Annotated in this window: 23 protein-coding genes; 10 read left to right on the plus strand and 13 right to left on the minus strand. The window is 59.9% G+C overall.

The annotated features are described in order from the left end of the window. The first annotated feature begins 3 nt into the window (after nt 1–3). The 6 genes from bufB to L810_RS07855 are packed head-to-tail and all read left to right on the plus strand — an operon-like array spanning nt 4 to nt 5,521. Nucleotides 4–906 carry an MNIO family bufferin maturase gene (gene bufB, locus L810_RS07830; protein ID WP_042973722.1) on the plus strand — a complete coding sequence of 301 codons (903 nt, stop codon included), beginning with the start codon at nt 4–6 and terminating at the stop codon, nt 904–906. After that, on the plus strand, nt 890–1,666 hold the full coding sequence (locus tag L810_RS07835; protein ID WP_021157826.1) for an HvfC/BufC N-terminal domain-containing protein: 777 nt from the start codon (nt 890–892) through the stop codon (nt 1,664–1,666). Before bufB ends, L810_RS07835 begins: the two co-directional genes overlap by 17 nt. Next, nucleotides 1,663–2,160 (plus strand): DoxX family protein, encoded by a 498-nt coding sequence (locus L810_RS07840; protein ID WP_257008809.1) that lies wholly within the window; start codon nt 1,663–1,665, stop codon nt 2,158–2,160. Before L810_RS07835 ends, L810_RS07840 begins: the two co-directional genes overlap by 4 nt. A 1-nt stretch (nt 2,161) precedes the next feature. Next, the gene (locus L810_RS07845; RefSeq protein ID WP_021157828.1) at nt 2,162–4,375 is read left to right on the plus strand and encodes an FAD-dependent oxidoreductase; all 2,214 of its coding nucleotides are present in this window, start codon (nt 2,162–2,164) and stop codon (nt 4,373–4,375) included. A 36-nt stretch (nt 4,376–4,411) separates the two neighbouring features. Beyond that, nucleotides 4,412–4,621, plus strand: a complete 210-nt coding sequence (locus L810_RS07850; RefSeq protein ID WP_021157829.1) for a zf-HC2 domain-containing protein — start codon at nt 4,412–4,414, stop codon at nt 4,619–4,621. A gap of 51 nt (nt 4,622–4,672) precedes the next feature. Beyond that, nucleotides 4,673–5,521, plus strand: coding sequence for a peroxiredoxin-like family protein (locus L810_RS07855; RefSeq protein ID WP_021157830.1), 849 nt, complete (start codon nt 4,673–4,675; stop codon nt 5,519–5,521). Nucleotides 5,522–5,573: 52 nt separating this feature from the next. Here L810_RS07855 and L810_RS07860 read toward each other — a convergent pair whose 3' ends face one another. The 12 genes from L810_RS07860 to L810_RS07910 form a co-directional block, all read right to left on the minus strand. Next, complete coding sequence (locus tag L810_RS07860) at nt 5,574–6,665, minus strand: FAD-dependent oxidoreductase (RefSeq protein WP_042973723.1); 1,092 nt, start codon at nt 6,663–6,665, stop codon at nt 5,574–5,576. After that, nucleotides 6,662–7,315 (minus strand): TIGR04282 family arsenosugar biosynthesis glycosyltransferase, encoded by a 654-nt coding sequence (locus L810_RS07865; RefSeq protein WP_042973724.1) that lies wholly within the window; start codon nt 7,313–7,315, stop codon nt 6,662–6,664. The genes L810_RS07860 and L810_RS07865 overlap by 4 nt, the downstream gene beginning before the upstream one ends. A gap of 8 nt (nt 7,316–7,323) precedes the next feature. After that, on the minus strand, nt 7,324–8,124 hold the full coding sequence (locus tag L810_RS07870) for a TIGR04283 family arsenosugar biosynthesis glycosyltransferase (protein ID WP_021157832.1): 801 nt from the start codon (nt 8,122–8,124) through the stop codon (nt 7,324–7,326). 8 nt (nt 8,125–8,132) lie between these two features. Next, nucleotides 8,133–9,014 carry an S-methyl-5'-thioadenosine phosphorylase gene (locus L810_RS07875; RefSeq protein ID WP_021157833.1) on the minus strand — a complete coding sequence of 294 codons (882 nt, stop codon included), beginning with the start codon at nt 9,012–9,014 and terminating at the stop codon, nt 8,133–8,135. Nucleotides 9,015–9,061: 47 nt separating this feature from the next. Further along, nucleotides 9,062–9,766, minus strand: a complete 705-nt coding sequence (locus L810_RS43890) for a DUF6969 family protein (RefSeq protein WP_021157834.1) — start codon at nt 9,764–9,766, stop codon at nt 9,062–9,064. A 101-nt stretch (nt 9,767–9,867) separates the two neighbouring features. Continuing rightward, nucleotides 9,868–10,182, minus strand: a complete 315-nt coding sequence (locus tag L810_RS44845) for a hypothetical protein (RefSeq protein ID WP_080484097.1) — start codon at nt 10,180–10,182, stop codon at nt 9,868–9,870. A 78-nt stretch (nt 10,183–10,260) separates the two neighbouring features. Then, nucleotides 10,261–11,670, minus strand: a complete 1,410-nt coding sequence (locus L810_RS07885; protein ID WP_021157835.1) for an MFS transporter — start codon at nt 11,668–11,670, stop codon at nt 10,261–10,263. 64 nt (nt 11,671–11,734) lie between these two features. Further along, a complete protein-coding gene (locus tag L810_RS07890; RefSeq protein ID WP_021157836.1) occupies nt 11,735–11,944 on the minus strand; it encodes a zf-HC2 domain-containing protein in 210 nt (69 codons plus the stop codon). Further along, nucleotides 11,938–12,564: a sigma-70 family RNA polymerase sigma factor gene (locus L810_RS07895; RefSeq protein ID WP_021157837.1), complete on the minus strand. Its 627-nt coding sequence runs from the start codon at nt 12,562–12,564 to the stop codon at nt 11,938–11,940. The genes L810_RS07890 and L810_RS07895 overlap by 7 nt, the downstream gene beginning before the upstream one ends. A gap of 47 nt (nt 12,565–12,611) precedes the next feature. Next, nucleotides 12,612–13,358 carry a cytochrome c biogenesis CcdA family protein gene (locus L810_RS07900; RefSeq protein WP_257008810.1) on the minus strand — a complete coding sequence of 249 codons (747 nt, stop codon included), beginning with the start codon at nt 13,356–13,358 and terminating at the stop codon, nt 12,612–12,614. Continuing rightward, on the minus strand, nt 13,340–13,762 hold the full coding sequence (locus tag L810_RS07905; protein ID WP_254212126.1) for a thioredoxin family protein: 423 nt from the start codon (nt 13,760–13,762) through the stop codon (nt 13,340–13,342). The genes L810_RS07900 and L810_RS07905 overlap by 19 nt, the downstream gene beginning before the upstream one ends. Before the next feature lie 113 nt (nt 13,763–13,875). Beyond that, a complete protein-coding gene (locus tag L810_RS07910; protein ID WP_051392189.1) occupies nt 13,876–14,832 on the minus strand; it encodes a hypothetical protein in 957 nt (318 codons plus the stop codon). A gap of 211 nt (nt 14,833–15,043) precedes the next feature. On the opposite strand from L810_RS07910, the gene arsS reads away from it, so the two are divergent. The 3 genes from arsS to L810_RS07925 all read left to right on the plus strand — a co-directional run bounded on the left by arsS (nt 15,044) and on the right by L810_RS07925 (nt 18,060). Next, on the plus strand, nt 15,044–16,027 hold the full coding sequence (gene arsS / locus L810_RS07915; protein ID WP_042973727.1) for an arsenosugar biosynthesis radical SAM (seleno)protein ArsS: 984 nt from the start codon (nt 15,044–15,046) through the stop codon (nt 16,025–16,027). Nucleotides 16,028–16,038: 11 nt separating this feature from the next. After that, nucleotides 16,039–17,064, plus strand: coding sequence for a hypothetical protein (locus L810_RS07920; RefSeq protein WP_051392190.1), 1,026 nt, complete (start codon nt 16,039–16,041; stop codon nt 17,062–17,064). Nucleotides 17,065–17,250: 186 nt separating this feature from the next. Further along, on the plus strand, nt 17,251–18,060 hold the full coding sequence (locus L810_RS07925; protein ID WP_021157842.1) for a YiiX/YebB-like N1pC/P60 family cysteine hydrolase: 810 nt from the start codon (nt 17,251–17,253) through the stop codon (nt 18,058–18,060). Nucleotides 18,061–18,475: 415 nt separating this feature from the next. On the opposite strand, the gene L810_RS07930 is transcribed toward L810_RS07925, so the two are convergent. Next, nucleotides 18,476–19,132, minus strand: coding sequence for a TIGR04282 family arsenosugar biosynthesis glycosyltransferase (locus L810_RS07930; protein WP_042973728.1), 657 nt, complete (start codon nt 19,130–19,132; stop codon nt 18,476–18,478). Nucleotides 19,133–20,675: 1,543 nt separating this feature from the next. Between L810_RS07930 and L810_RS07935 the strand changes: the two genes are divergently transcribed. Further along, on the plus strand, nt 20,676–21,929 hold the full coding sequence (locus L810_RS07935) for a DUF2957 domain-containing protein (protein ID WP_021157846.1): 1,254 nt from the start codon (nt 20,676–20,678) through the stop codon (nt 21,927–21,929). Nucleotides 21,930–21,932: the final 3 nt, after the last annotated feature.

Below are 21,932 nucleotides of genomic sequence, written 5' to 3' on the forward strand. Positions count from 1 at the left end.
ATCATGGCAACCGGACGATCAGTGCCCGAGTCGACGCGTATCCGCGCGGCCTGTGCGGCACGCCCGAGTCGCGATCTCGGTGTGGGCATTGGTCTCCGCCATGCACACTACCGCGATTTTCTCGACGAAAAGCAACCGGTGGACTGGCTGGAAGTCCATACAGAAAACTATCTGGGCAACGGTGGTTTCGATCTCCATGTGCTCGAGCAGGTTCGGCGGGATTATCCGCTGAGCTTTCATGGGGTCGGGCTTGGCCTTGGTTCCGCGATATCGCTCGACACCGGCCATCTCGAACGGATTACTGCGCTAGTGGACCGGTTCCAACCGGCGCTCGTTTCGGAACACCTGTGCTGGTCGGCCGTGCCGACGCGACATGTGAACGATTTGCTCCCGTTGCCTTTTACCGCCGAGGCGCTCGACGTGGTGACTCGTCATGTCGATCAGATGCAGGCTGTGCTGAAGCGGACCATCCTCCTTGAAAACATCTCGAGTCATCTGCGTTTCCGGCAGAACGAAATGAACGAGATGGAATTTCTCACGGCGGTCGTCAGGCGGACCGGTTGTGGGATTCTGCTTGACGTCAACAATCTCTACGTGAACCAGTGCAATCACGGGGAAGATGCCTTGGCCGCAATCGACCGCGTCCCGGCGGACACGGTGCAGGAAATCCATCTGGCCGGACATCTCGTCACCGCGGATTCCGTGGTCGACCACCACGGGAGCCAGGTATCGCCCGACGTCTGGGCGCTTTACCGGCATGCCATCGATCGCTTCGGAGTGGTTTCGACGCTCATCGAATGGGATACCAATGTTCCGACGATCGAGGTGTTGCTGGAGGAAGCCGCGATGGCGCGCCAGTTGGTCGAGGCACAGTCGTTGAGGAGGCACGATGGACAAGTCGCTTAAAGAAGTGCAGCGCGAGTTCGTCGAAGCATTGTTGCATCCGGCTGCCGGGCAACGCGTGCTTGACACGTTGGTCGGCGAGGACACGCATAACCAGAACCGCCTTGCGCTCTATCGCGGGAATCTGACCGGAACGTGGCACAGCGTTCTGGCGTCGGCCTATCCGGTGGTGCACGCGCTCGTCGGTGAGGACTTTTTCGTCGCGTTGTCCCGCGAATATGGGTTGGCCGCTCCGTCCAGTTCGGGCGATCTCAACCAGTTCGGACATCGAATGGCAGACCTGCTGACATCGTGGCCACCAAGCGCGCCGTATCGTTATCTGGCAGACATCGCGCGACTCGAATGGGCTGTCCATCAGGCTTATTTTGCTGCGGATGTATTTCCGTGGTCAGTCGAGCGGTGGGCACGGCACGCGCCCCACGTGCTCGAGGCGGCTGCCATCTCGCTGAATCCTGCCGTTGCGCTGCTGCGTACGTCGACCTCCGCAGCCGACATGTGGATTGCGTATCAGGAATCCGGAAGCGAGTCAGTTGTACATGACATTGAGGCGCCACAATGGATCGTGGTTTCGCGCCCGTACTGGATTCCGAAGGTCCAGGCTGTGACGCCGGCGGCATTCGAGATGCTGGAGGCGCTGCGTCTTGGCGAATCGCTCGGGGCAGCACTTGATATCGCACTGACAGTTGACGGCAATTTCGATTTCGGAGCGACGTGGCGGAGCTGGATCGAGCAGAAGATCGTCGTTGCCGCAGTATTCAAATGACCAACGATAAAGATGGGAGATGTGTGATGAATGCAGTGGTTAAAGCCAGCCTGACAGCCGAGCGCTTCGACGCGGAACTGCGACGTTACGGCGGGGCACTCGTGAACCTCGGATTGCGATGGTTCGTGGGCTGGCAATTCTTCAAATCGGGACTCGTCAAGATCAGCGATTGGGGCAGCACGTTGTCGATGTTCCATGACGTCTACCACACGCCACTTTTACCTCCTGATATTGCGGCCGTGATGGGGGCCTTCGGCGAGCTCACGTTCCCGGTTCTGCTGTTTGTCGGATTCCTGTCGCGTCCGGCTGCCTTTGGATTGTTCTTCGTCAATGCAGTCGCCGTCATATCCTATCCCGATCTGTTCCATTTTGACTGTCCTGCAGCCATCCAAAGTCACCTGTATTGGGGCATTTCATTGTTGGTGCTGCTTGTATGGGGGCCGGGCATGCTGTCTCTGGATCACTGGCTGACGCGCAAACGAACGGGCCTCTGAGATGGACGCAGCACCTCCTCGGTCAGTCGGCGAAGACGCGCGTTCCGGCGCCGTGCGGTTTGGGCCCGGTCGCATCGCGTTGATCGTGCTCGTCGGAGCGTTGATCGTCGCGTTTTTCGGCTTCGGCGGGCTGCATTACCTGTCGCTCGATTATGCGAAGACTCAGCAAGCCGCATTTGTACACGTTCGCGACATGCATCCTGTCGCGACCTCGCTGGTTTTCCTCGCCGGCTACGTGATCGTCACCGCATTGTCGATCCCGGGAGCGACGGTGCTGACGCTGGCTGCCGGCGCGCTGTTTGGTGTCGTCTGGGGCGTCACGCTCGTTTCCTTTGCGTCAACGATGGGGGCCACGCTCGCTTTCGCCGCGTCACGGTACGTGCTGCGTGACGCCGTCGTGACGCGTTTCGCCAACCGGTTGGGGCCAATCGACGATGGCGTTCGGCGAGAGGGCTGGATGTATGTGCTGTCGCTGCGTCTTGTTCCGGCAGTGCCTTTCTGGCTCGTCAATTTGATAATGGGCGTCACCGCGATTCGACTGCGGACGTTCTACCTGGCGAGCCAGGTCGGCATGCTTCCGGCGACGATCGTCTACGTCAGCGTCGGCACTCGATTGTCGGAACTGACGTCGTTGCGCGGAATTCTGTCACCGGGGCTGCTAGCCGGTCTGGTTGCGCTCGCAGCATTACCGTACGGAACTAAGAGCCTCATGCGTGAGGTCCGCGCCCGGCGTCTGATGGCGCGTTGGCCGACCCCGAAACGGTTCGACTATAACGTCGTGGTCATCGGAGCGGGATCGGCCGGCCTGGTTACTTCGTATGTCGCATCGGTCGTCAAGGCCAAAGTGGCGCTCGTCGAGCGACATGCGATGGGCGGCGATTGCCTGAACACTGGCTGCGTTCCTTCGAAGGCCTTCTTGCGGTCTGCCGGCGTGGCGGCTGAATTACGCAGAGCAGCTGAATTCGGTGTCTGCGGGGTTGACGAGGTCCGCGTGGATTTCGGTTCGGTCATGAAGCGCGTCGCTCGAGTACAGGCGGACGTGGCGCCGCATGATTCGGTCGAACGTTACACGTCACTGGGTGTTGATTGCGTGTCGGGGCAAGCAATGATTACGTCGCCTCACGCCGTCGAAGTGACCGGTGGCGACGGATCGGTACGCACTCTGACGACGCGCAGCATTGTGATTGCCGCAGGGTCTCGGCCTGCTGTACCAGATATTCCGGGACTCGAGGAGGTCGGATACCTGACTTCCGATACCGTCTGGTCTCTCGACACGCTGCCGGCGCGCCTTGTGATCCTCGGCGGGGGCCCAATCGGTTGCGAGCTCACCCAAGGCTTCGCACGGCTCGGTGCGCACGTGATTCAGATAGAAAAAAGTCCGCGGTTGCTTCCACGGGAAGATTCCGATGCGTCGAACCTCGTCCTGGAACGTTTCCGTGCTGAGGGCGTTGATGTGGTCCTCGGGGCCGACGTCGTGCGTTGCGAGCGACGCGGCCAGGGGAAGGTTGTTGTGGTTCGCACGGCAGAAGGCGAGCGCGCTTTCACGTGCGATACGATTCTCTGCGCCGTCGGGCGCCTGGCCAACACAAAAGGGTATGGTCTGGAGCGGCTGGGAATCGCCGTAACGCCCGCTGGGGCGATCGAGGTCGACGACCGGTTGCAAACGCTTTTTCCGAACATCTACGCGTGCGGCGACGTGGTGGGGCCGTACCAGTTTACGCATATGGCCGCCCATCAGGCGTGGTACGCGTCGGTCAATGCGATGTTCGGGCGTTGGCATCGATTCAAAGTGGACTATCGTGTGACGCCCTGGGTGACATTTACCTCTCCCGAAGTCGCGCGCGTTGGACTCAACGAGTCGGATGCGGCGCGCCAAGGAATACCGTGCGAAGTGACGACGTTCCACCTGGATGACCTCGATCGGGCGATCGCGGATGACGGCACGGACGGCTTCGTCAAGGTGCTGACGCCACCGGGCAAGGATCGGATTCTAGGGGTAACCATTGTCGGCGAGCATGCATCTGCACTGCTAGCCGAGTTCGTTCTGGCGATGCGTCATGGCATCGGTCTGAACGGCATCCTGCGGACGATACACGTATATCCGACGCATTCGGAGGCCGCGAAGTACGCAGCCGGCCGTTGGAAGATGAAACATGCGCCGCAGTCTGTTTTGCGCCTACTGGGGCGCTATCAGACGTGGATGAGGCGAGGTTGAACACTGATCGCCGGCGCAGCTAAGGACGAGCAAATCATGTCAGGCGAGATGTTGACCTGTCGTGAGATCCATCGACTGATCGTCGAACGCCTGGATCGTACGCTGTCGACCGAAGAGGAAAGTTATGTCGCCCAGCATATTGCGACGTGCGCGGGTTGCCTTGTTTTTTGTGAGCAGATGGCGGCGATCCGTAAGGCGTGCGAGGCACTCAAGGAAGGAAGGGTGCATTGGGATGACACAAAGTAGTTCCGTCACGCAAATCCCCCAAGAATTGATATCGAACTCGAGCTAGCGGTCATGACCAAGTTGAAATCGTTATTCATCGACGCGTTCCTGGTGATGCTGGCGGCCTCGCTGCTACATGGGAGTATTGCGCTCTATCTGCACGGGATTGCGATAGAGTGGCTCGGCGTTGTCATCGCGTCGATGTCCAACCTGCTGTTCTTTTTCGGGCTGTTTGCTCGTGGTACGGCTCGAACGTCAAGGCATTTGTGGCCGTTGCTCGTTTCCACCACGTTCGGCGCTTCGATTGCGGTATGGGGTGCGTTAGCTCAGGTCAGCAATTGGCTTCCGTTGTTTTACGCGGGTTTCGTTCTTGCCGGATGCATGCTGTATGTCTTCTGGTATTCACGGCTTGGCCGCACGGACAATACGCTTTTGGAAGTGGGGCGACCATTGCCGCCGTTTGTGGTCGAGGATGTCGATGGTGCGACCGTGATGCTCGGACCTTCGTTCAGCAAGCCAGCAGTGCTGTTGTTTTTTCGCGGCAACTGGTGCCCACTTTGCATGGCCCAGATCCGCGAGATAGCGGCCCAATATCGCGAGCTTGACCGACGAGGCGTACGAGTCATCCTCATCAGCCCGCAGCCGCATGGCCACACTCGCGAACTGGCGCAGAAGTTCGCGGTCCCGTTCCACTTTTATGTGGATCGGGACAATCGCGCCGCGCAGGCGCTGGGAATTCTGGCGAAGGACGGCCTGCCTGCTGGTTTGCAGGCGCTCGGTTACGATTCGGACACGGTGTTTCCGACAGTGATCATGACTGACGCCACTGGCACGATCGTATTCGTTGATCTCACGGACAACTATCGGATCCGTCCGGAGCCGCAGACGTTCCTGCGCATCGCGGACGGGTGGCCTACCTGACCTGGCCGGGCTTCCCGGATTCACGTTGAAGCGCCAGGCGCCGCACGTCGCGCTAATACCGTCGGAAGCGGCACACGAATCGGCGATCGATGTGCCGTTTCCACCACCAGACCCATTCACCTTCCCACGACCAGGGCCCCCAGGTTGCGACCGCATGGCGTGAACCAGTTGCGATCAAGTAAAGGGCGCGTCGTTGGGGGTGAAAATCCTGCAAAGATCCGCCCATCAACACTGCCCGCAAATTGTGGGCGAGTATCGCCCCCTGGCGAACCGCATAGACGCCCGAGCGCACGACGCCATCATCGGGGAAACGTGCGCAGTCGCCCGCTGCGAACACGGCCGTACTGCCAGTCGAACGGAGTGATGCGTCGACTGTCAGATAACCCGCCTCATCGAGTGGCAGGCCGCTACCACGTAATAAACTGGGCGCCTGGGGGCCGGTCGCCAACACCACGAGCGCCGCCGCGAGATGTTGACCGCTCGACGTCTCAACCCGCATGTCGTCGACCCCGCATGCATCTTCATCAACAATCATCACGCCCCGCGCTTTCAAGGCGTTTTTCAGCCGCGTTTTGAGCGTCGAATTCTGAGTCGGTACGATACCGTCTCGACCTGCGAGCAGCGTGACATCGGCTCTGTAGCCCGAGGCAACGCGCAGCGCACACGCGATCTCGATGCCAGCCATGCCACCTCCGACGATGGCAATTGGCTCATTTTTTCCGTTGACCGTGTACTGCCGATATCGCTCGGCGAAGCGCTGTAGGGGGCGCACCGGTGCCACGCGGTCGGACGCATATTGAAGCCGGTCGATCGAGACGTCCGAGCCGATGTCAATGGAGAGCAGGTCGTAGTCGATTGTCCAGTTGTCCGCGAGCCGTATACATCGACTCGCGGTTTCAATCTCGCACGCACGTATGCACAGGAATTCCGCGTGCGCGGCAGCAGCAAGTCGATCGAGTGCGATGGCACACGCCGCGAGAGGGTAATGGCCGGCTATCCAGCCCGCCAGCATGCCGGAGTAGATCTGCAGGCGGTAAGGTGACACAAGGGTCACTCGGACATCGGGCAGTGGTGAGTCGGCTAACGATTCCAGGACATGGAGATTCGCGTGTCCGCCTCCCAGAAGCACAAGGTGCCGCGTCATAGTATCGGCACATTGGGCCGGGGCATGGTCGTCAGACGGACAAGATCCTCGGGGCGATCAATGTCCCAAAGCGGCGGCAGCTCGTGCCACGACGCACCGATTTGCCGTAGTCGCTCGCGCGTGCGTGTCATGACCTGATCGGTGCTCCACGGCATGTCGTCGAACAGTGCATCGAGCACGATCTCGCGTCTTGCGAGCGCGCCCCTTGCCGCGCCGATCAGCACATATCCACCATCCTCTGCAGGTATCGCAGCAACCTCGCAACCGTTAACCAGTGCTGTGAAGATTTGGTCAAAATGCTCAGCCTTGAGCACTGGGCAATCTGTGCCGACAATCAACACCGCGTCGGCATGCGGTAGCAGCCGCTGCATTGCGCACTTCATGCGGGCGCCGAGATCAGCACCTTGTTGCGAGCGCAAGCCAATGCCGAAATCGTCGCTTGCGTCGAGCAGGGCTGGATGGGCGAGCTCGCCGGCAATCCACAATGAACGCGGGTAGCCGGCACGGCATACGACGCCAAGCGTATATCGCAGCAAGCGATGATGAAGCGTGGCGGCGCCGTCGGCACCGAGTGCCGGGATCAGGCGGGTTTTGACCGCACCTGGGATCGGAGTTTTGGAGAAGACGGCGATGTGACACGAAGTTGACATGAGAAATCTCACTGCTCTTGAAAATCGCGGCAGCGCTTCGAGGGCGACTGGCCGGGGTCGTAGCGGTACCATCTCGCAAGCGTTTCGGCAGGCACACCGAGTGCGTACGCGAGACGCAGCCACCACATCAACAAAATGGTCCGGATCACGCCGTTCGCCTCCCAGCGTCGACCCGATGTCGTCACGCGGGCACGGAGGCAAATGGGTCGCGAGCGGCGACGCAGCCGCTTGCTGAACGAGATGTCTTCCATGATCGGGAGCGTCGGGAACCCGCCTTCCTGGGCGAAGGATTCGCGCGTACAGAAGATGGCCTGGTCTCCCGTCGCGATGCCGGTCAGGCGTGAGCGAATCGACATCATGTGCGCAACCAGACCGAGCAGCGGTCCGGTTCCGTCGATCCGCACGTCGAAGCGGCCCCAGGTACGGGATGGAGCATCCAGCAGCGCATCGCGAATCACGGTGTCGGCGAACGCGGGTAATGTGGTGTCTGCATGCAGGAACAGCAGGATGTCTCCGCCCGCGCGGCGCGCTCCGGCATTCATCTGTGCAGCACGCCCCCGCGGAGCGTGAACGACGGCGTCGCAAAATGGGGCTGCCAACGCTACCGTGTCGTCATCACTTCCGCCGTCGACTACGATGATCTGCGTGCCGCGATAGCGGAGCAGGGCCAGTCGGCGCAGGCCGACGCCGATCGTCGCCGCTTCGTTCAGCACCGGGATAATGATCGACAGCGTGACGTTCCGCGAGCTGTCCGGATGGCTGTGTGCCGTCGTCGCTATTTGCTCGCGTTTCGTATCCGCCGATTTCATCGCGTGCCTCAATCGCCAATGTATTTGCCGATGATTGCGGCCAGGCGCTCACGAGCCGCCGTGCCGATTGCCGCGGGCGGCGTCACCAGGGCCGTGCGCAGCGCGTCGTGGGCAGCTGATGACGGAGGCTCGTCCGCGATCAACGTAATCGCATGGGCAAGGATTCGCTTCGCGTTGCTCGCGTTGTGCTGCAGGTTCGCAATGGCCATTTCCACGGTGACACTCTCATGCGACGGATGCCAGCAATCGTAATCGGTGACCAGCGCGAGCGTCGCGTAAGCGATCTCCGCCTCGCGCGCGAGTTTCGCTTCCGGCACGTTCGTCATCCCGACGACCGAAGCGCTCCATTGCCGATACAGCATCGATTCCGCGAGCGTGGAAAAAGCCGGACCTTCAATGCAGACATAAGTGCCGCCGACGTGGACGGACACGTCCGGTGCCGCGCGCCTGATCGCCTCTGCAAGCACGCCGCTCAGCGCGGGACATACGGGTGTGGCGAAGGCGACGTGTGCAATGACGCCATCCCCGAAAAATGTGGAATCGCGACGGCATGTGCGATCAATGAACTGGTCGGGAAGGACGATGTCGCGAGGACGCATCGCCTCCTGTAAAGATCCGACCGCCGAGACGGAGAGCAGATAGCGCACGCCGAGCTGCTTGAGCGCATAAATGTTGGCCCGATAAGGGACTTCGGACGGCAACAGGGTATGGTGGCGGCCATGCCGTGCGACGAATGCGACGCGTACGCTGCCGAGCCAGCCTGTCACAATGCGGTCGGATGGCGAGCCGAATGGCGTTGTCACGTCGATTTCTTCGACGTCTGTCAGTCCGTCCATCTGATAGAGCCCGCTGCCGCCGATAATGCCGACGGTGATGTTATTGGCGTTCATGTCGATTCTCTCCTGTTACGTGCGGCTCGGTGGCGCGCTTCCGTCATTCAACGCGATATGTCGCGCAACGCGGCGTCGACGTCGTCGGAAAACGAGAGCGTCTTCGACGACAGCACTTCGAGCGAGCGGTCGTCGATAATCCGATAGTCGGCGGCGTGCGTATCGATCGCATGCCGGATTGCTGCGTCCCGGTCCCGAATCAATTCTTGTATCGATTCCTCGTACAGCGAGAAGACGGACGTCAACCACGCAGAGAGGAGTGGCGGGCCTGCGCCGTCAACGCGGAACGCTGCCGAAAGCGCGGCGACGCTGGCGCTGCTGCACCATCGGTCGCCCGTGACCCATTGGTTCACGGTGAAGATCTCAGTCGGCAAGCCCAACGCATTGACGGAAATCGCGACCAGATGCACGGAGTCGGGATCTTGCGTGTTCGCGTTGACCGTTGCATTGCCCGGAATGGGCAAGTCCTCTATGTTGCGAGCGCGCCGATCCAGGCGCGCGAAGGTATGAAAATGCCCGTTCTCGATCACGCCGGGCCGATCTTCTGGGCTGTGTGCGTGATAGAAATACTGGAAACCGCTTGCAGAAATCACGTCAGCAGACGGGTACTTGCGCCAGCATTCGAATGCCTGCTCGCCGGTCACGTGCTGCAGCAGGTTCTCGTTGCGTTTCGCAAGCGTGTCATAACAGCGAATGAGCGCCGTAGCCGCCTGTTGACGATTGTGTGCCGAGCATGTCCGCTTGACGTTCACGGAAATCGCCTCGATTGCGGGAGTGATATGTCTGGGATGACGGTGTCATCGGATAACGGGGCGGCCGGATGTGACGCCGCCCCGATTAATGTCGCTAACCCTTATTGGGCGCCACACTTGGCCGCGCATTTCGCGCCGCACTTTGCCCCGCACTTGGGTGCGCATTTGGCGCCGCACTTGGACGCGGACGCGGCAACATGCTTGACGTGTCGTTTCGCGCCGTGTTTGGCATGTTGCTTGGCCCCGCACTTTGCCCCACATTTTGCGCCGCACTGGGCAGCGCATTTCGGTGCACACTTTGATCCGCATTGCGCCATCGTCGCGTTGGCTTCGGTGGTTGCCGCCGCTGCCGGAAATGCAACGGTGGCTGCCGTCAGCGCAGCGATCGAAAGGGCGACCATCGACGACTTCTTCATCTTGCTCTCCTGTGACTTGTCGAGTTGCTTGGGAACTGTTCCCAGCCATTAGTCGGTGGAGAGCGCCACCTTTTACATTTATTTTGCGACTGGGTCGACACTTGGCACGGCTAGTGCGTTCACCATTGCCTCCAGTGCCTTTCCCTTGCCTTCGACGCCACGGAAATACCACGGCACCATCGCAACGGCGCCGATGAGCCAGAACGAAGCGAGCACGAGCAGTGCAGGAATCATGCCCGACGTATCGGCGATATAGGTGAGCAGCAATGGCGCGGTGAACGCGCCGATGCGTCCGACCGCTACCGATATGCCAATACCCGTCGAGCGAAGCTGCGTCGGGAAGATTTCGGAAAAGGTTGGGTAGGCGGAGACCCAGCTTCCGGTCGCGAATAGGTTGGCGAGCGTGAATGCCGCCAGAACCCAGCGCCAATCGTGCGTGGTCATTGCCGCAGCCATCAGTAGCACGCCGACAGCAGCAAGCGCATATGAAACGGGCACGGTGATTTTGCGTCCGGCGCTGTCAAGCAGGGTGGCAACGATGAGGCCACCGGCAAGTGCGCCGACATTGCCGATCAGATAGAACCAGGGGACAAACGCGGAATCCACATGGACTGCAGGCAGGATAAACAGGGCGAGGAAAGCGAACAGGCCGTAATAGCCGGCTGCCTCGGAAAAATCGAGTGCGCAGCCGAGCGCAAGACGTCCCGGATGCATCCGTATCAACTCGCGCGACTGGGACCAGAAGTTCCGCCTTATAGTAGGCTCGGGCGTAAAGTCTTGCTTGCCGGTCAGGCGCGTGTCGGAAAACCGACCACGCTCGATATCGTCGATGATGGCGGACGCAGCACGTGTGTCACCGTGGGCGAGTAGCCATCGCGGTGACTCAGGAATGTAGCGACGTGCGAAGGCGGCCGCGACCGCAACGACGGCGCCAAAGCCGAATGCCGCACGCCAACCGATGTCGGTCGGAAGCTGATTGATGAGCAGTAGCGTCACGAGCGCCGCAAGAATCGCACCGATGGACCAAAAGTTCATCACGGTTGCGTTTGTCTTGCCCCGGTGTCTCGCCGGAATGAACTCGCTGATGGCAGCGTTGATGGCTGCGTATTCTGCGCCGACACCAATTGCAGTGACGAAGCGAAGCACCATCATCGACGCGTAATCCCATGCGAAGGCGGTGAGAAACGTGAACGTGCCGTACAGCAGAAGTGTCAGCAGGAAGAGTCGTTTGCGGCCGTATCGGTCGGCCAAGTAACCAAAGCCGTATGCGCCGACCATGATCCCGACGAACCAGATGCTAAGAATCCAGGACGCCTGGGTATTGCTCAAATGCCACAGTGTCTTGAATACAGAGATGACGTTGTTGACGATCGTCACTTCGAACGCGTCGAGCAACCAACCGACGCCAAGCGCGATAGTGATGGCAGTGTGGACGCGGTTCCATGAAACATCGTCCAGGCGGCGAAGAGAAAGAATTCGCGAGTTCATGCTGGTACTCCCGGAAGCGGCGCACGACGCTTGCCGCGTTCACTCAGATTGGTGACTGATACCTTCAACGCGCGTCTTTCGACGCTGCGTCCGGCGATTGGTCAGGCGTCGCCGCTGAGCGGCAGGCACGCCGCAAAAACTGAACGTTGCTGCGATAGTTGCGGCACGCGCTGCACATCAGGATATGCAATCGCATGTCGAGTGATTCCCGAAGATTGAGGCCCTCGTCGGCCTCCTTTGACAGCAGTTCGGTTGTTTCCTTGCATGTCAGCATTTTCGATTGCCTCGCTCGTTGAACCATTTGGTCTGAAGGCATACCCGCAGTGCCATTCGCGCCCGGTGGAGAATCACACCGCAATTGGATTTGGTGATCGCCAGTTCCGCGGCCACGTCTTCAGGTTCCAGTTCCAGAAATTCCCGCATCATAAACACTCGGGCGGTCGAGGGCGGCAGCCGGTCGAGGCAGGTCTGGAAGACCGTCCAGAACTGCTGCTGTTCGAGCGTCGCCTCGGGATCGCCCCAGAAGGCGGGCCGTTCGTCGACTTGCCAACGATCCCGTTCATCGAACAGCGCATCGAAACTGTCGGCGGGAAGTTCATCGACCTCTTGCGATGAGGTGAAGCGCTTCCGTGAGCGCATGATGTCGATGATCTTGTTCTTGAGGATCGCGAACACCCAAGTGCTCAGTTGCGCGTTCCCGCGAAAGTCCGCCATTTTGCTCATCGCGGCGAGCATGGCATCCTGAACGGCGTCTTCCGCAGCGGCGTCGTCGCGCAATTGGAGTCTCGCGAAGCGCAGCATGTTGCTGCGCAGTTGCGCCAATTCAGCTCGCGAAATGTTTGCGTTGACGTCGCTCATCACCACTTCGTCCCGACCAAAAGGAAGGAGGTACATCGTGCATCCTCGCCATTCGTCCACCGCTGCATGTCGGCTTCCTTGTTTTAGAGTGAAGTTGTCAACTGGACCAGCCAGTCGGGACTGTGTGACAGAAGCATTGCCTGTAGGGCTTTGTCGGTACCAGACAGGATAAGCGCGCCCACGGCAACGAAAAGTCCGCCGAGCGCGCCCCGCCCGATCCGGCCGAAGCGGCCCAGTCCTCCGCGCAGCTTCCCGATCGTCGCGCGCGACATCGCACCCAGCGCGAGCAGGGGGACCGCGGCGCCCATCCCGAATACTGCCATCAGCGCAGCAATGTGCATCAGATCTTGTCCTTGAGACGCGAGCGTGGATGCGGCTCCCAGGGTCGGTCCGACACACGGGCTCCAGACGATACCGAGCAGCATTCCGATCGCGAACTGCCCCACAAGACCATCACCACGAATGCCCGCGAGCAGGCGCTGGGCCATATTACCGACCGGTGAGAGCGCGCGAGCAAACAGGTGCTGCATTGTCCCGAAGGCCATCAAGAGCCCGAACACCACCATCAGTACTGCGGCGAACACCCGGAAGGTGTCGCCCGTCAATCCAATAGTCGAACCGACAGTGGCAACGAACAGGCCAATCGCGGTGAACGACACGCCCAGGCCGGTGGCAAGCGCCAAGTTGCCGAAGCGATGGGCAGATAGCGCAGACGCAGCGAGGACGGGGAGCAGCGGCAGTGCGCACGGGGACAGCGTGGAGAGCGCGCCGGCCGCGAACCCGACGCCGTAGGTGGCTGGCCCAAAGACAATCACAATGCCTTCCCCCACGTCGCCCGAATGGCCTGCTCATCCGTTTCGCCGGTCGATCGCGCAACTTCGCGACCGCCGCGGAAAACGACAAACGTCGACTGCTGGGCGACGCGCAGCGCTTTCTCGAGCGCCGTTTCCTTGTCGAAGTCGGCGACGAACACCGTGACATCCTTCATTTCGCTTGATGTGGCCAGTCGGTCGACAGCAGGTTGCTGAGCGCGGCACGTCGGACACCAGCTGGCGTGGAACCAAATCACGACCGGCTTGCCGTGAGCCAGCGCCCCATCGAACTGGGCCTTGTTATAGGGCTGCGTTCCGGCGAACGCGGAGGCCGAGGCGCCGAGGAAGGTCAGCAAAAAAAATCCTTTCAGCAGCATTTTGAGCACGGTATTTTCCCTCGCTTGTGGTTTGAGATGCTTCATCCCTTGGTTAGACGGGATCGGATCGCGATGTTTACGGCTTTTAGCGATGTCGTCCTGGCGCCATGGCAGGCTGCGGAAACATGCGGACGAACCGGTCGTCGAATGGCGGCACTTCAACCCGCGTTCGCCACGTCGGGTCGGCCCAACAGGAGTGGGCGCGCGAACAGAAAGGTTCCAGTCAGCACGAGCGTACCGGCTGCGACGCCAATCACGAATCCCCAACCGGGATCAGGGATGACTTGCGGCAGCAGTCCGATAGCCAGCGCGGGGGGCAGATGCAGGCTGAACGCTCGGAGCGCGGCGATTCCAGCCAACAGCGCAACGGTGACCGATAAGGGCCCGATGCCGAGCACCAGGACGGCAATGACGCCGACGGCAGCGGTGATCGTGCAGGCCAGAGGCAAGGAAATCGGGCGTTTGGCCCATGGACAGACATCCGCATGCGCGAACATCTCAAACGCGATCACGACGAGTGGTGGAAACAGGATGAGCCGATTCCCGGTAACAGTGGCGATACCGTAAGCCAGCAGAAGAAAACCGACAAAAACCGGGAGCCACGCGTAGCGCCGGGGCGAGCTTTCCAGTTCGTCATCGACCGAATCACCGGGGTGGCGGGGTGTCGAGCGAAGCCTTGTGGAGAACACGCGCCGATAGATGAGGGACAGCAACCCAAGTAAGCCGGTTACGGCGGCGATCGACACGGGATACCACCAACTTGTGACGCCTAGCGCGAGCGGCAAGAATCCGGCGGAAATCGCCGGCGCGATTGGAGAGCGCAGGATGCGAATCAGGAGCATTGCGCTTGCGATGGACAGGGCCGCGGCGCCAAGTCCATAAGGCATGCTGCGCGCGATCGCCGTGCCGAAGACCGCTGCGGCAACTGGAGTGACAGCCAGCATGACTGGGGCGCGCGCCCAGACGCCGCCTGGACGGGTGAACACGTCGTAGGCCAGTGCGCCGAGCTCAGGAAAAAGCACGTAGATTGCGCCCGTAATGAGCGCCGCCTTGGCAACACCCGCGAGGAATACAAGCGAAAGAAATTCGCCCAGAAGGAGAAATCCGGAAGTCATTGCGCCGTTTCGGGAGGGTCGTACCGGTTGCTGCGGCCATTGCGATCTCGCGCACTGGCCGGTGGTGAAGGGACATGTAGGATGTGACGCGCGATCGCCGGTTTTTTTACTAACTTTTAGTTATAAGAAGAACCCCTCCCACCAAGATTGTGTAAACGGAACGTGGCTCGCACGTCGAATCAACAAGTTGCAAGCCTGCAAGGAATCCACCATGCACGATACGTTTCCGTTATTGCGCGAAACCGATTTTCCGCGTATCCGGCGCCGCTCCCTCGATTGTCTACAGGTCAATCTGGGGTACCGGTGCAATCAGTCGTGTGTCCATTGCCACGTCGCCGCAGGCCCGACGCGCACCGAGGAGATGAGCCGCGCTGTCGTGAATGACATCCTTAGGGTCCTCGCGAAGCACCAAATTGGCACCCTCGACCTCACCGGTGGCGCTCCGGAGTTGAATCCCCATTTTCGATTCCTCGTGCATGAGGCGCGTGCGCTCGACGTGCACGTCATCGACCGCTGCAATCTCACCATCCTCGAGGAACCGGGGCAAGAGACGCTTGCCCGCTTCCTGGCGGACCACGCGGTCGAAATCGTGGCGTCGCTTCCTTGCTACTCGGCAGAAAACGTTGACCGGCAGCGCGGCGATGGTGTGTTCGAATCAAGCATTCGCGCACTGGTTCGCTTGAACGCGCTCGGGTATGGCGACGAAAGCGAAGAGCGCCATGCGCTCAGTCTCGTCTATAACCCGCAGGGCCCGGTTCTGCCGCCGGATCAACAGGCACTCGAGGCGGATTATCGCCGGATCCTTGGCGAGCAATTCGGCATTCGATTCACCCGTTTGTTGACTCTGGCGAACATGCCGATCCAGCGCTTCGGCAGCACGTTGATCTCGAAGGGCACATTTGCAGCATACATGAAACTGCTCAGAGACAACTACGTTGCGGCCAATCTCGACAGCGTCATGTGCCGCAGCTTGATCAGCGTCGACTGGCAGGGATATTTGTACGATTGCGACTTCAATCAAATGCTCGGGATACCGATTTCGAATAAGGAGGGCAGGCGTGCGTGCGTGGCCGACCTGCTGGAAGACGATTTTGTCGGCGCAATGGTTCGCGTTGCGGATCATTGCTTTGGTTGCACGGCGGGGCAGGGCAGCAGCTGTTCAGGCGCATTGCATCCGTCGTCGGTCGTCGCTTGACGTCGTAAGCAATGGATGATCTTGCCGATAGAGGGGCGCCTGGAAGGTTGTGTCCTTTCGATTATCACTACGGTGCCGCGACGTTCAACCGGAAGGCCGACCTGGAAGCGACCACGCTCTACGTCGTCGGCGGGCTGTACGGAAATCGTCCTGCGCTGGATGCGGTCGAACTTATGGCGAGCCTTGAGAGGGCTTCGCTGATCTTCAATGGCGACTTCCACTGGTTTGACCGGAATGGTGCCATCTTCTCCCAGGTCGATTGGCGTGTCCGTCGCCATCATGCGCTGCGCGGAAACGTCGAGACCGAGTTGGGCCGCGTGCACGATCTGGGAGCCGGATGCGGATGCGCATATCCGCCGGAGGTGACGCAACAAACGGTAAACCGGTCCAACGCCATTTTGCGCGACCTCCGCCATACTGCTGAACGACGTGGCGGGCAAGCTGCCTTGGCCGATTTGCCGATGACGCTTGTCGTCAAGGTCGGCCGGTTGCGCGTTGGTGTCGTACACGGCGACTGCGAATCGCTGGCCGGCTGGCGTTTTTCGGCCGCCGTATTGGATCGGGCCGAGACGCCTATATGGCTTGAGCAGGTGCGCAGACAATCGCGAATCGATGTGTTCGCTTCATCCCACACCTGCCTTCCCGTGATGCGTTCATTCGCTCTGCAATCCGGGCCACTCGTCGTCGCGAACAATGGAGCGGCGGGTCTGCCAAATTTTGCGCGAACGACATACGGAATCGTGACACGGATCGGCACGAGGCCTTCACGCCGACGCCCCCTTCATCAGGTGAAACTGCACGGCGCCTACATCGAAGCCATCCGATTGGACTACGATTATTTGCATTGGCACAAGGAATTCCTGTCCCAATGGCCGAGCGGTTCCGAGGCGTGGCTTTCATACTGGGAGCGAATCGTTGACGGGCCGAATTACTCGCCGACACAGGCCTATCCAGAACTCGAGCGACATTCTGGATTCGTTGACGGGGCCAGCGAAATACCTCTTATATCGGATATCCGTATCACGCGTGTTCCGTAGGCGAGACGCCCGCGACCTCTCGTTAAACTGTGTAAACGCGGTTATCCGAACCCGACTAAGTATCGGGAGGGTCACTTCGATTGACGAAGATTCCGTCGACTGAACTCGGATTCGCGTGGCGAAGCACCACGACCACCGCATTGACGCGCGATTCGTCAGGCAGAACTATGCGAAGAGGAGGGAGCCATGGATTTCTTCTGTTCCGCGATCGGTCGACGCCTCGCGCGGTACTTGTCCGCTCCGGTCAAAACGAATGATATCGCGCCAGCGACGCGTCCGGACACTCTGCTCAAGCATCTTATGCCGGGTGACGTCGTCTTAGTTGAAGGCAATTCGCGCATCAGCGGTGCGATCCGTTATCTGACGCAATCGACCTGGTCGCATGCCGCGCTGTATGTGGGCCATCATGCTTCCGGAAAAGCCAACGCGTTTGTCGAGGCCGACATTCTTGAGGGGGTGCGAATCACAGGGATCGATCAGTTTTCCTGGTACAACACGCGCATTTGTCGGCCTGTTGGCTTGTCCGAACGGGATGCTGTTCGCGTGTGCGAATTCGCCATTGCCAGGATTGGTCAGCAGTATGACCTGCGCAACATTATCGATCTTGCGCGCTACCTACTCCCGACGCCCCCAGTTCCGCAGAGGTTTCGCCGACGCATGCTTGAGCTGGGGAGCGGAAGTCCGACACGGGCAATTTGCTCGACGCTGATCGCGCTCGCCTTTCAGTCTATCGGCTATCCGGTTTTGCCCAGCATGCGCAAGGAAAGCGCGGGCATTCCCGGCTGCGAGTCGTGCTTCAACGAGATCCTGCGCGTACGCCACCACAGCTTATTTGTACCACGCGACTTTGACCTTTCCCCCTACTTCTCGATCGTCAAACCTGCGATCGAGGAGCACTTCGATTACACAAGTCTTCTCTGGGAGGAAAATCCAGGAGAACTCATTCCAGTCGCCGAGGCAGGCAGCATCGTGTCGGCAGACCGATGCCGAGGCTAGCTTTAGCGTCGCAAATTGCTGTAACGACGACCAACGTCGTCCGTCTAATGTTGGGATGGCGATCAGAGACATCCTCCGACCATGCCTCCCCGCTTCGGCATGGGCGTTCACCCGCTTCGAGGACATTGCACCCGGGCGGGTTCTTTTTTTGGTCCCTCTTCAAACTGGACCAAGATGGGTTGGAGTTGCATGGAAAGGCGTTTGCACAATAGGTCCGTCAACTTGTCAGGTGCGCTTCAAATTGCCTCTTTGCGAAGATCTTGCACGGAGCGTCAGCGACGAGCAGGTCGTGGCCACCCGGTCGATCGCTGGTAAGCTGCATGCAATGGGTTCCCGACTTTTGTATGTCGGCACGAACGCAAAGTCGTTGCGCCTATAGTCGTGGCCGGTCAATAAGGTGCGACGGCCCGCTTTGTTATAGGCCTCTCTCATCGGCTTCATTGGCGATGGATTCGAGACGCTCAAGATCCTTGGCGCGATCGACATCCCATAGGGCGGGCTGCTCATGGCATTCGGCCGAAATCCATCGCAATCGCTCGCGAGTGCAAGCCATAACTTGCGCGGTGCCCCATGGCATGTTGTCAAACAACGCGTCGAGCACGGCATTGAGCCGCGCACGTTCAGCGTTCGACACGCCGATAGCCACATAGCCACCGTCTTCGGCTGGTATTGCCGCGACTTCGGCCCCATCGCGCAGCGCTGCGAACATCTGCTCAAGGTGGTGTGCGTCGAGAATCGGACAATCCGCGCCGACAATTGCCACTGCATCGGTCTCGACAAGCATCGTGCGCATCGCATGTTTCATCCGCGCACTGAGATTGGCACCGCGCTGCTTACGCAGCGCGATGGCAAACTCCCGGCTAACGGCGTGCAGCATTGGATGAGAGGAATCGCCCGCGATCCACAATGAGCGCGGACAGCCGGTGTTGCATACGGTGTATAGCGTGCGTCGCAGCAGGCGTTGATATAGGGCTGCCGCGCCATCGGCACCTAGCATCGGAATCAGTTGGGTCTTGACCTCGCCGGGAATGGGCGGCCTGGAGAAGATAGCGACATGACTTGCGGTCAACATAAGGACGATATCGAGGTTCGACGTACGGGGAATCGACTGTCGCGGCTGTGTTCAAAGCTGTAATGACCGTCGACGGGGTGGCACTTAGCGGGCCCCGCGAATGGTTCGCGGCTGTCGATAACTCAGCGCGTTCGGCGTTCATTGACAGCATCGCACGTCCGCGACCGACAGAACGTGCCGATGATCGCGGATGCGTTGCTGGAAGCGGACCAATATGCATACCTCAATGCAAACGCTTGCTCGCGCCCATCAGTTTTTCATGACGATATCGACGGGCAATCCACACCGACCGACGGACTTCACGATGAGGGGGCACACTGTATTCGTGTCCGCAGGCGGTTATTTTTGCGTGCATTCAAACTTTCCCCTTGCTGTCTCATACCGGAGAAGCTTCATGTTTGAATCGGCGGGCGCGTCGTTGCAGCCGACCAGTATCGCGATTACCCGCTGCCGATTGTCTCGGATGGATATTCGACATTCGTTCACGGAGGAGGTCGGGCCGGCGTGCAACACAGCAGCATTGTGAAAGAACGCCACCACGGTTGGACGCGCGGGTCATTGAACTGCACACTTTGCACCACATTTTTCCGCGCATTTGGCACAGCATCGGGCCCCGCACTTGGCGCCCGCAGTGATGCCGTACTTGACCATTGCCAACTCAGTTTCCGTCGTCGCGGTGGCCGCAGGAAATGCGATTGCGGCAGCGGTCAGCCTAGCAATCGAGAAGTCGATTGTCGTCGACTTCGTCATTGAATCCTCCTAAGAGTGGTTAGGTTCATCAAACGATCCCTCGACCATTAGTCGCCGACGGGCCGCACTTTTTACATCTTTCTGTGGCATCGCGTTGAGGGGCGGTTTTCGGTTTGCTTGCGCGGCGGGCGGCGTATTTTCGGCCGACTCCGATGGGAGACATCGCGAAGGTGATAGACGATCTGCTGAAGCCCAATATCAAGTGTGACCAACGTTCGGGGTAGCCCTTCGCGATGTACCGATTCCGCACACGCCGTACCAATCGTCTGACAGAAAAACATGCGATCTGATCGGCACAACGTTGCCACATTGGCGGGCAATGAAGAAAGGGCGAATTGTTGACAACCCTATGTGTCTTGCGACCCATCGAGAGCGAAATGAGTCAACGATGCTGTGCATCGATCAGGAACCCGCTGCGAATCTCACGATAGTCGACGGTCCTGCCTCCCACGCCAGCATCAACGTGATAGCGATCAATTCAAACGAAGATGGCACATCAAATTTTATTTGACTCGCCAGTTTCGTTTGAATCGGATTGGTCAATCGATTTTTAAAATCTTTATTTGCATATGTTGGCATCAATGTTACCTGTTTAGATGAATTCGTCGATTGACAGATAAATACGTCGCAGCGAAATTAACCCGCGACATTGAATCGGACGGAGACAAAGGCACGTCATGCGCCATTTCGAATGGAATAACGACAGCCACACCCATCGGACCTTTTTCTATCGCCGATCGTGGGACGACGGCAGCTCGCCGGAACGCAGATAAGACAATTGAGGAGGAGAATCATGAAGGCGAATCTCATTTTGGCGCTCGCGCTGTCGGTGCCTCTTCTTTCTGCCTGTGGAGGCGGTGGTGGTGACGGATCAAATCCGTCGGCATTCACCGAATCGAGCCTTTGTCCGCCATCGTCGGACTACAACACCGTCTACACGGGGGGCACGGGGAGCGGCGAACTCGTCAAGCTGCAGCTCGACACCACCAAGATGACTTGGCAACTCACCTATGTCGAATCGCCGGTGCCGCGCACGACTAGCACCGTCACGCCGACTCGCGCCGGCACCATTGACAGCGGCACGCTCACGCAGGAAACAACGCTGCCGACGACGAAGCAGAACATTTGCACGTACCGCCTCAATGGCGCGAGTCTCGATCCGAGCCGTCCGGCGCGTATCTTCGTCGGCTTCGGCGTCGCAGGCGGCACGATTCCCGGCAAGGAGATCCAGTTCAACGGCGTGCTCGGCCAGGCAGCCGTGCCCGACACGAAATTCCCGTACTACCCGTTCATCGGCTTCTCGTCGATCGAAACCGACATCACGAAGGTCGCGGGCACGTACAGCCATGTCGGCTTCGGCGAAGTGCCGTCGCAGAACTTCGCGCCGGCGTCGATTGATGCGAAGGTGACGATCAACGCGGACGGCACGTGGACCAAGTGCGACTCGACCGGCCAGTTCGCCGGTGGCGCATGCGTGCAGCAAGGCACGAACTTCGTGCAGTCGGCCGACGGCAGCGGCGCGTTCCAGTCGAACAACTACGCGAGCCAGCTGAAGCCGACGCTGTCGGCGACGCCGCAGGGCAAGGGCTTCATGATCGTCGGCAAGCTGCGCGACCAGCTCGTGCCGATCCTCGTGCGCACGGGCGTCGCGAACCCGAATCCGACGCCTGACAGCAACGGCGTGCCGGGGCTGACCGCAGACGACGAATCGAGCATTTCGATCCTCGCGCCGCAGACGGCGATTGCACTCGACTCGCAGAATGGCGAGTACATCGGCGTCGACAGCGCGTTCAACTATCGGACCACCGCGCTGATCGACAAGCAGGCGACGCTGCTCGATCCGTTCCAGCCGTCGCAGGCCTCGCTCGCGACCGCGCTCGACCTTGACTACACGCAGCGGGTGCCGGGCACGGTCACGACGATCCACACGGGCGCGAGCAGCTCGGCCCCGACCGGCAAGTTCATCTTCACGGGTGGTGTGTTCGGCTTCCTCGACATGGCCAATGCGTCGTCGCCGTATTTCACGATCGGCGCGTTCGTCCAGTAAGCG

This window comes from Burkholderia sp. AU4i (genome assembly GCF_000466765.1).
In the GTDB taxonomy this organism is placed as follows: Bacteria; Pseudomonadota; Gammaproteobacteria; order Burkholderiales; family Burkholderiaceae; genus Burkholderia; species Burkholderia cepacia.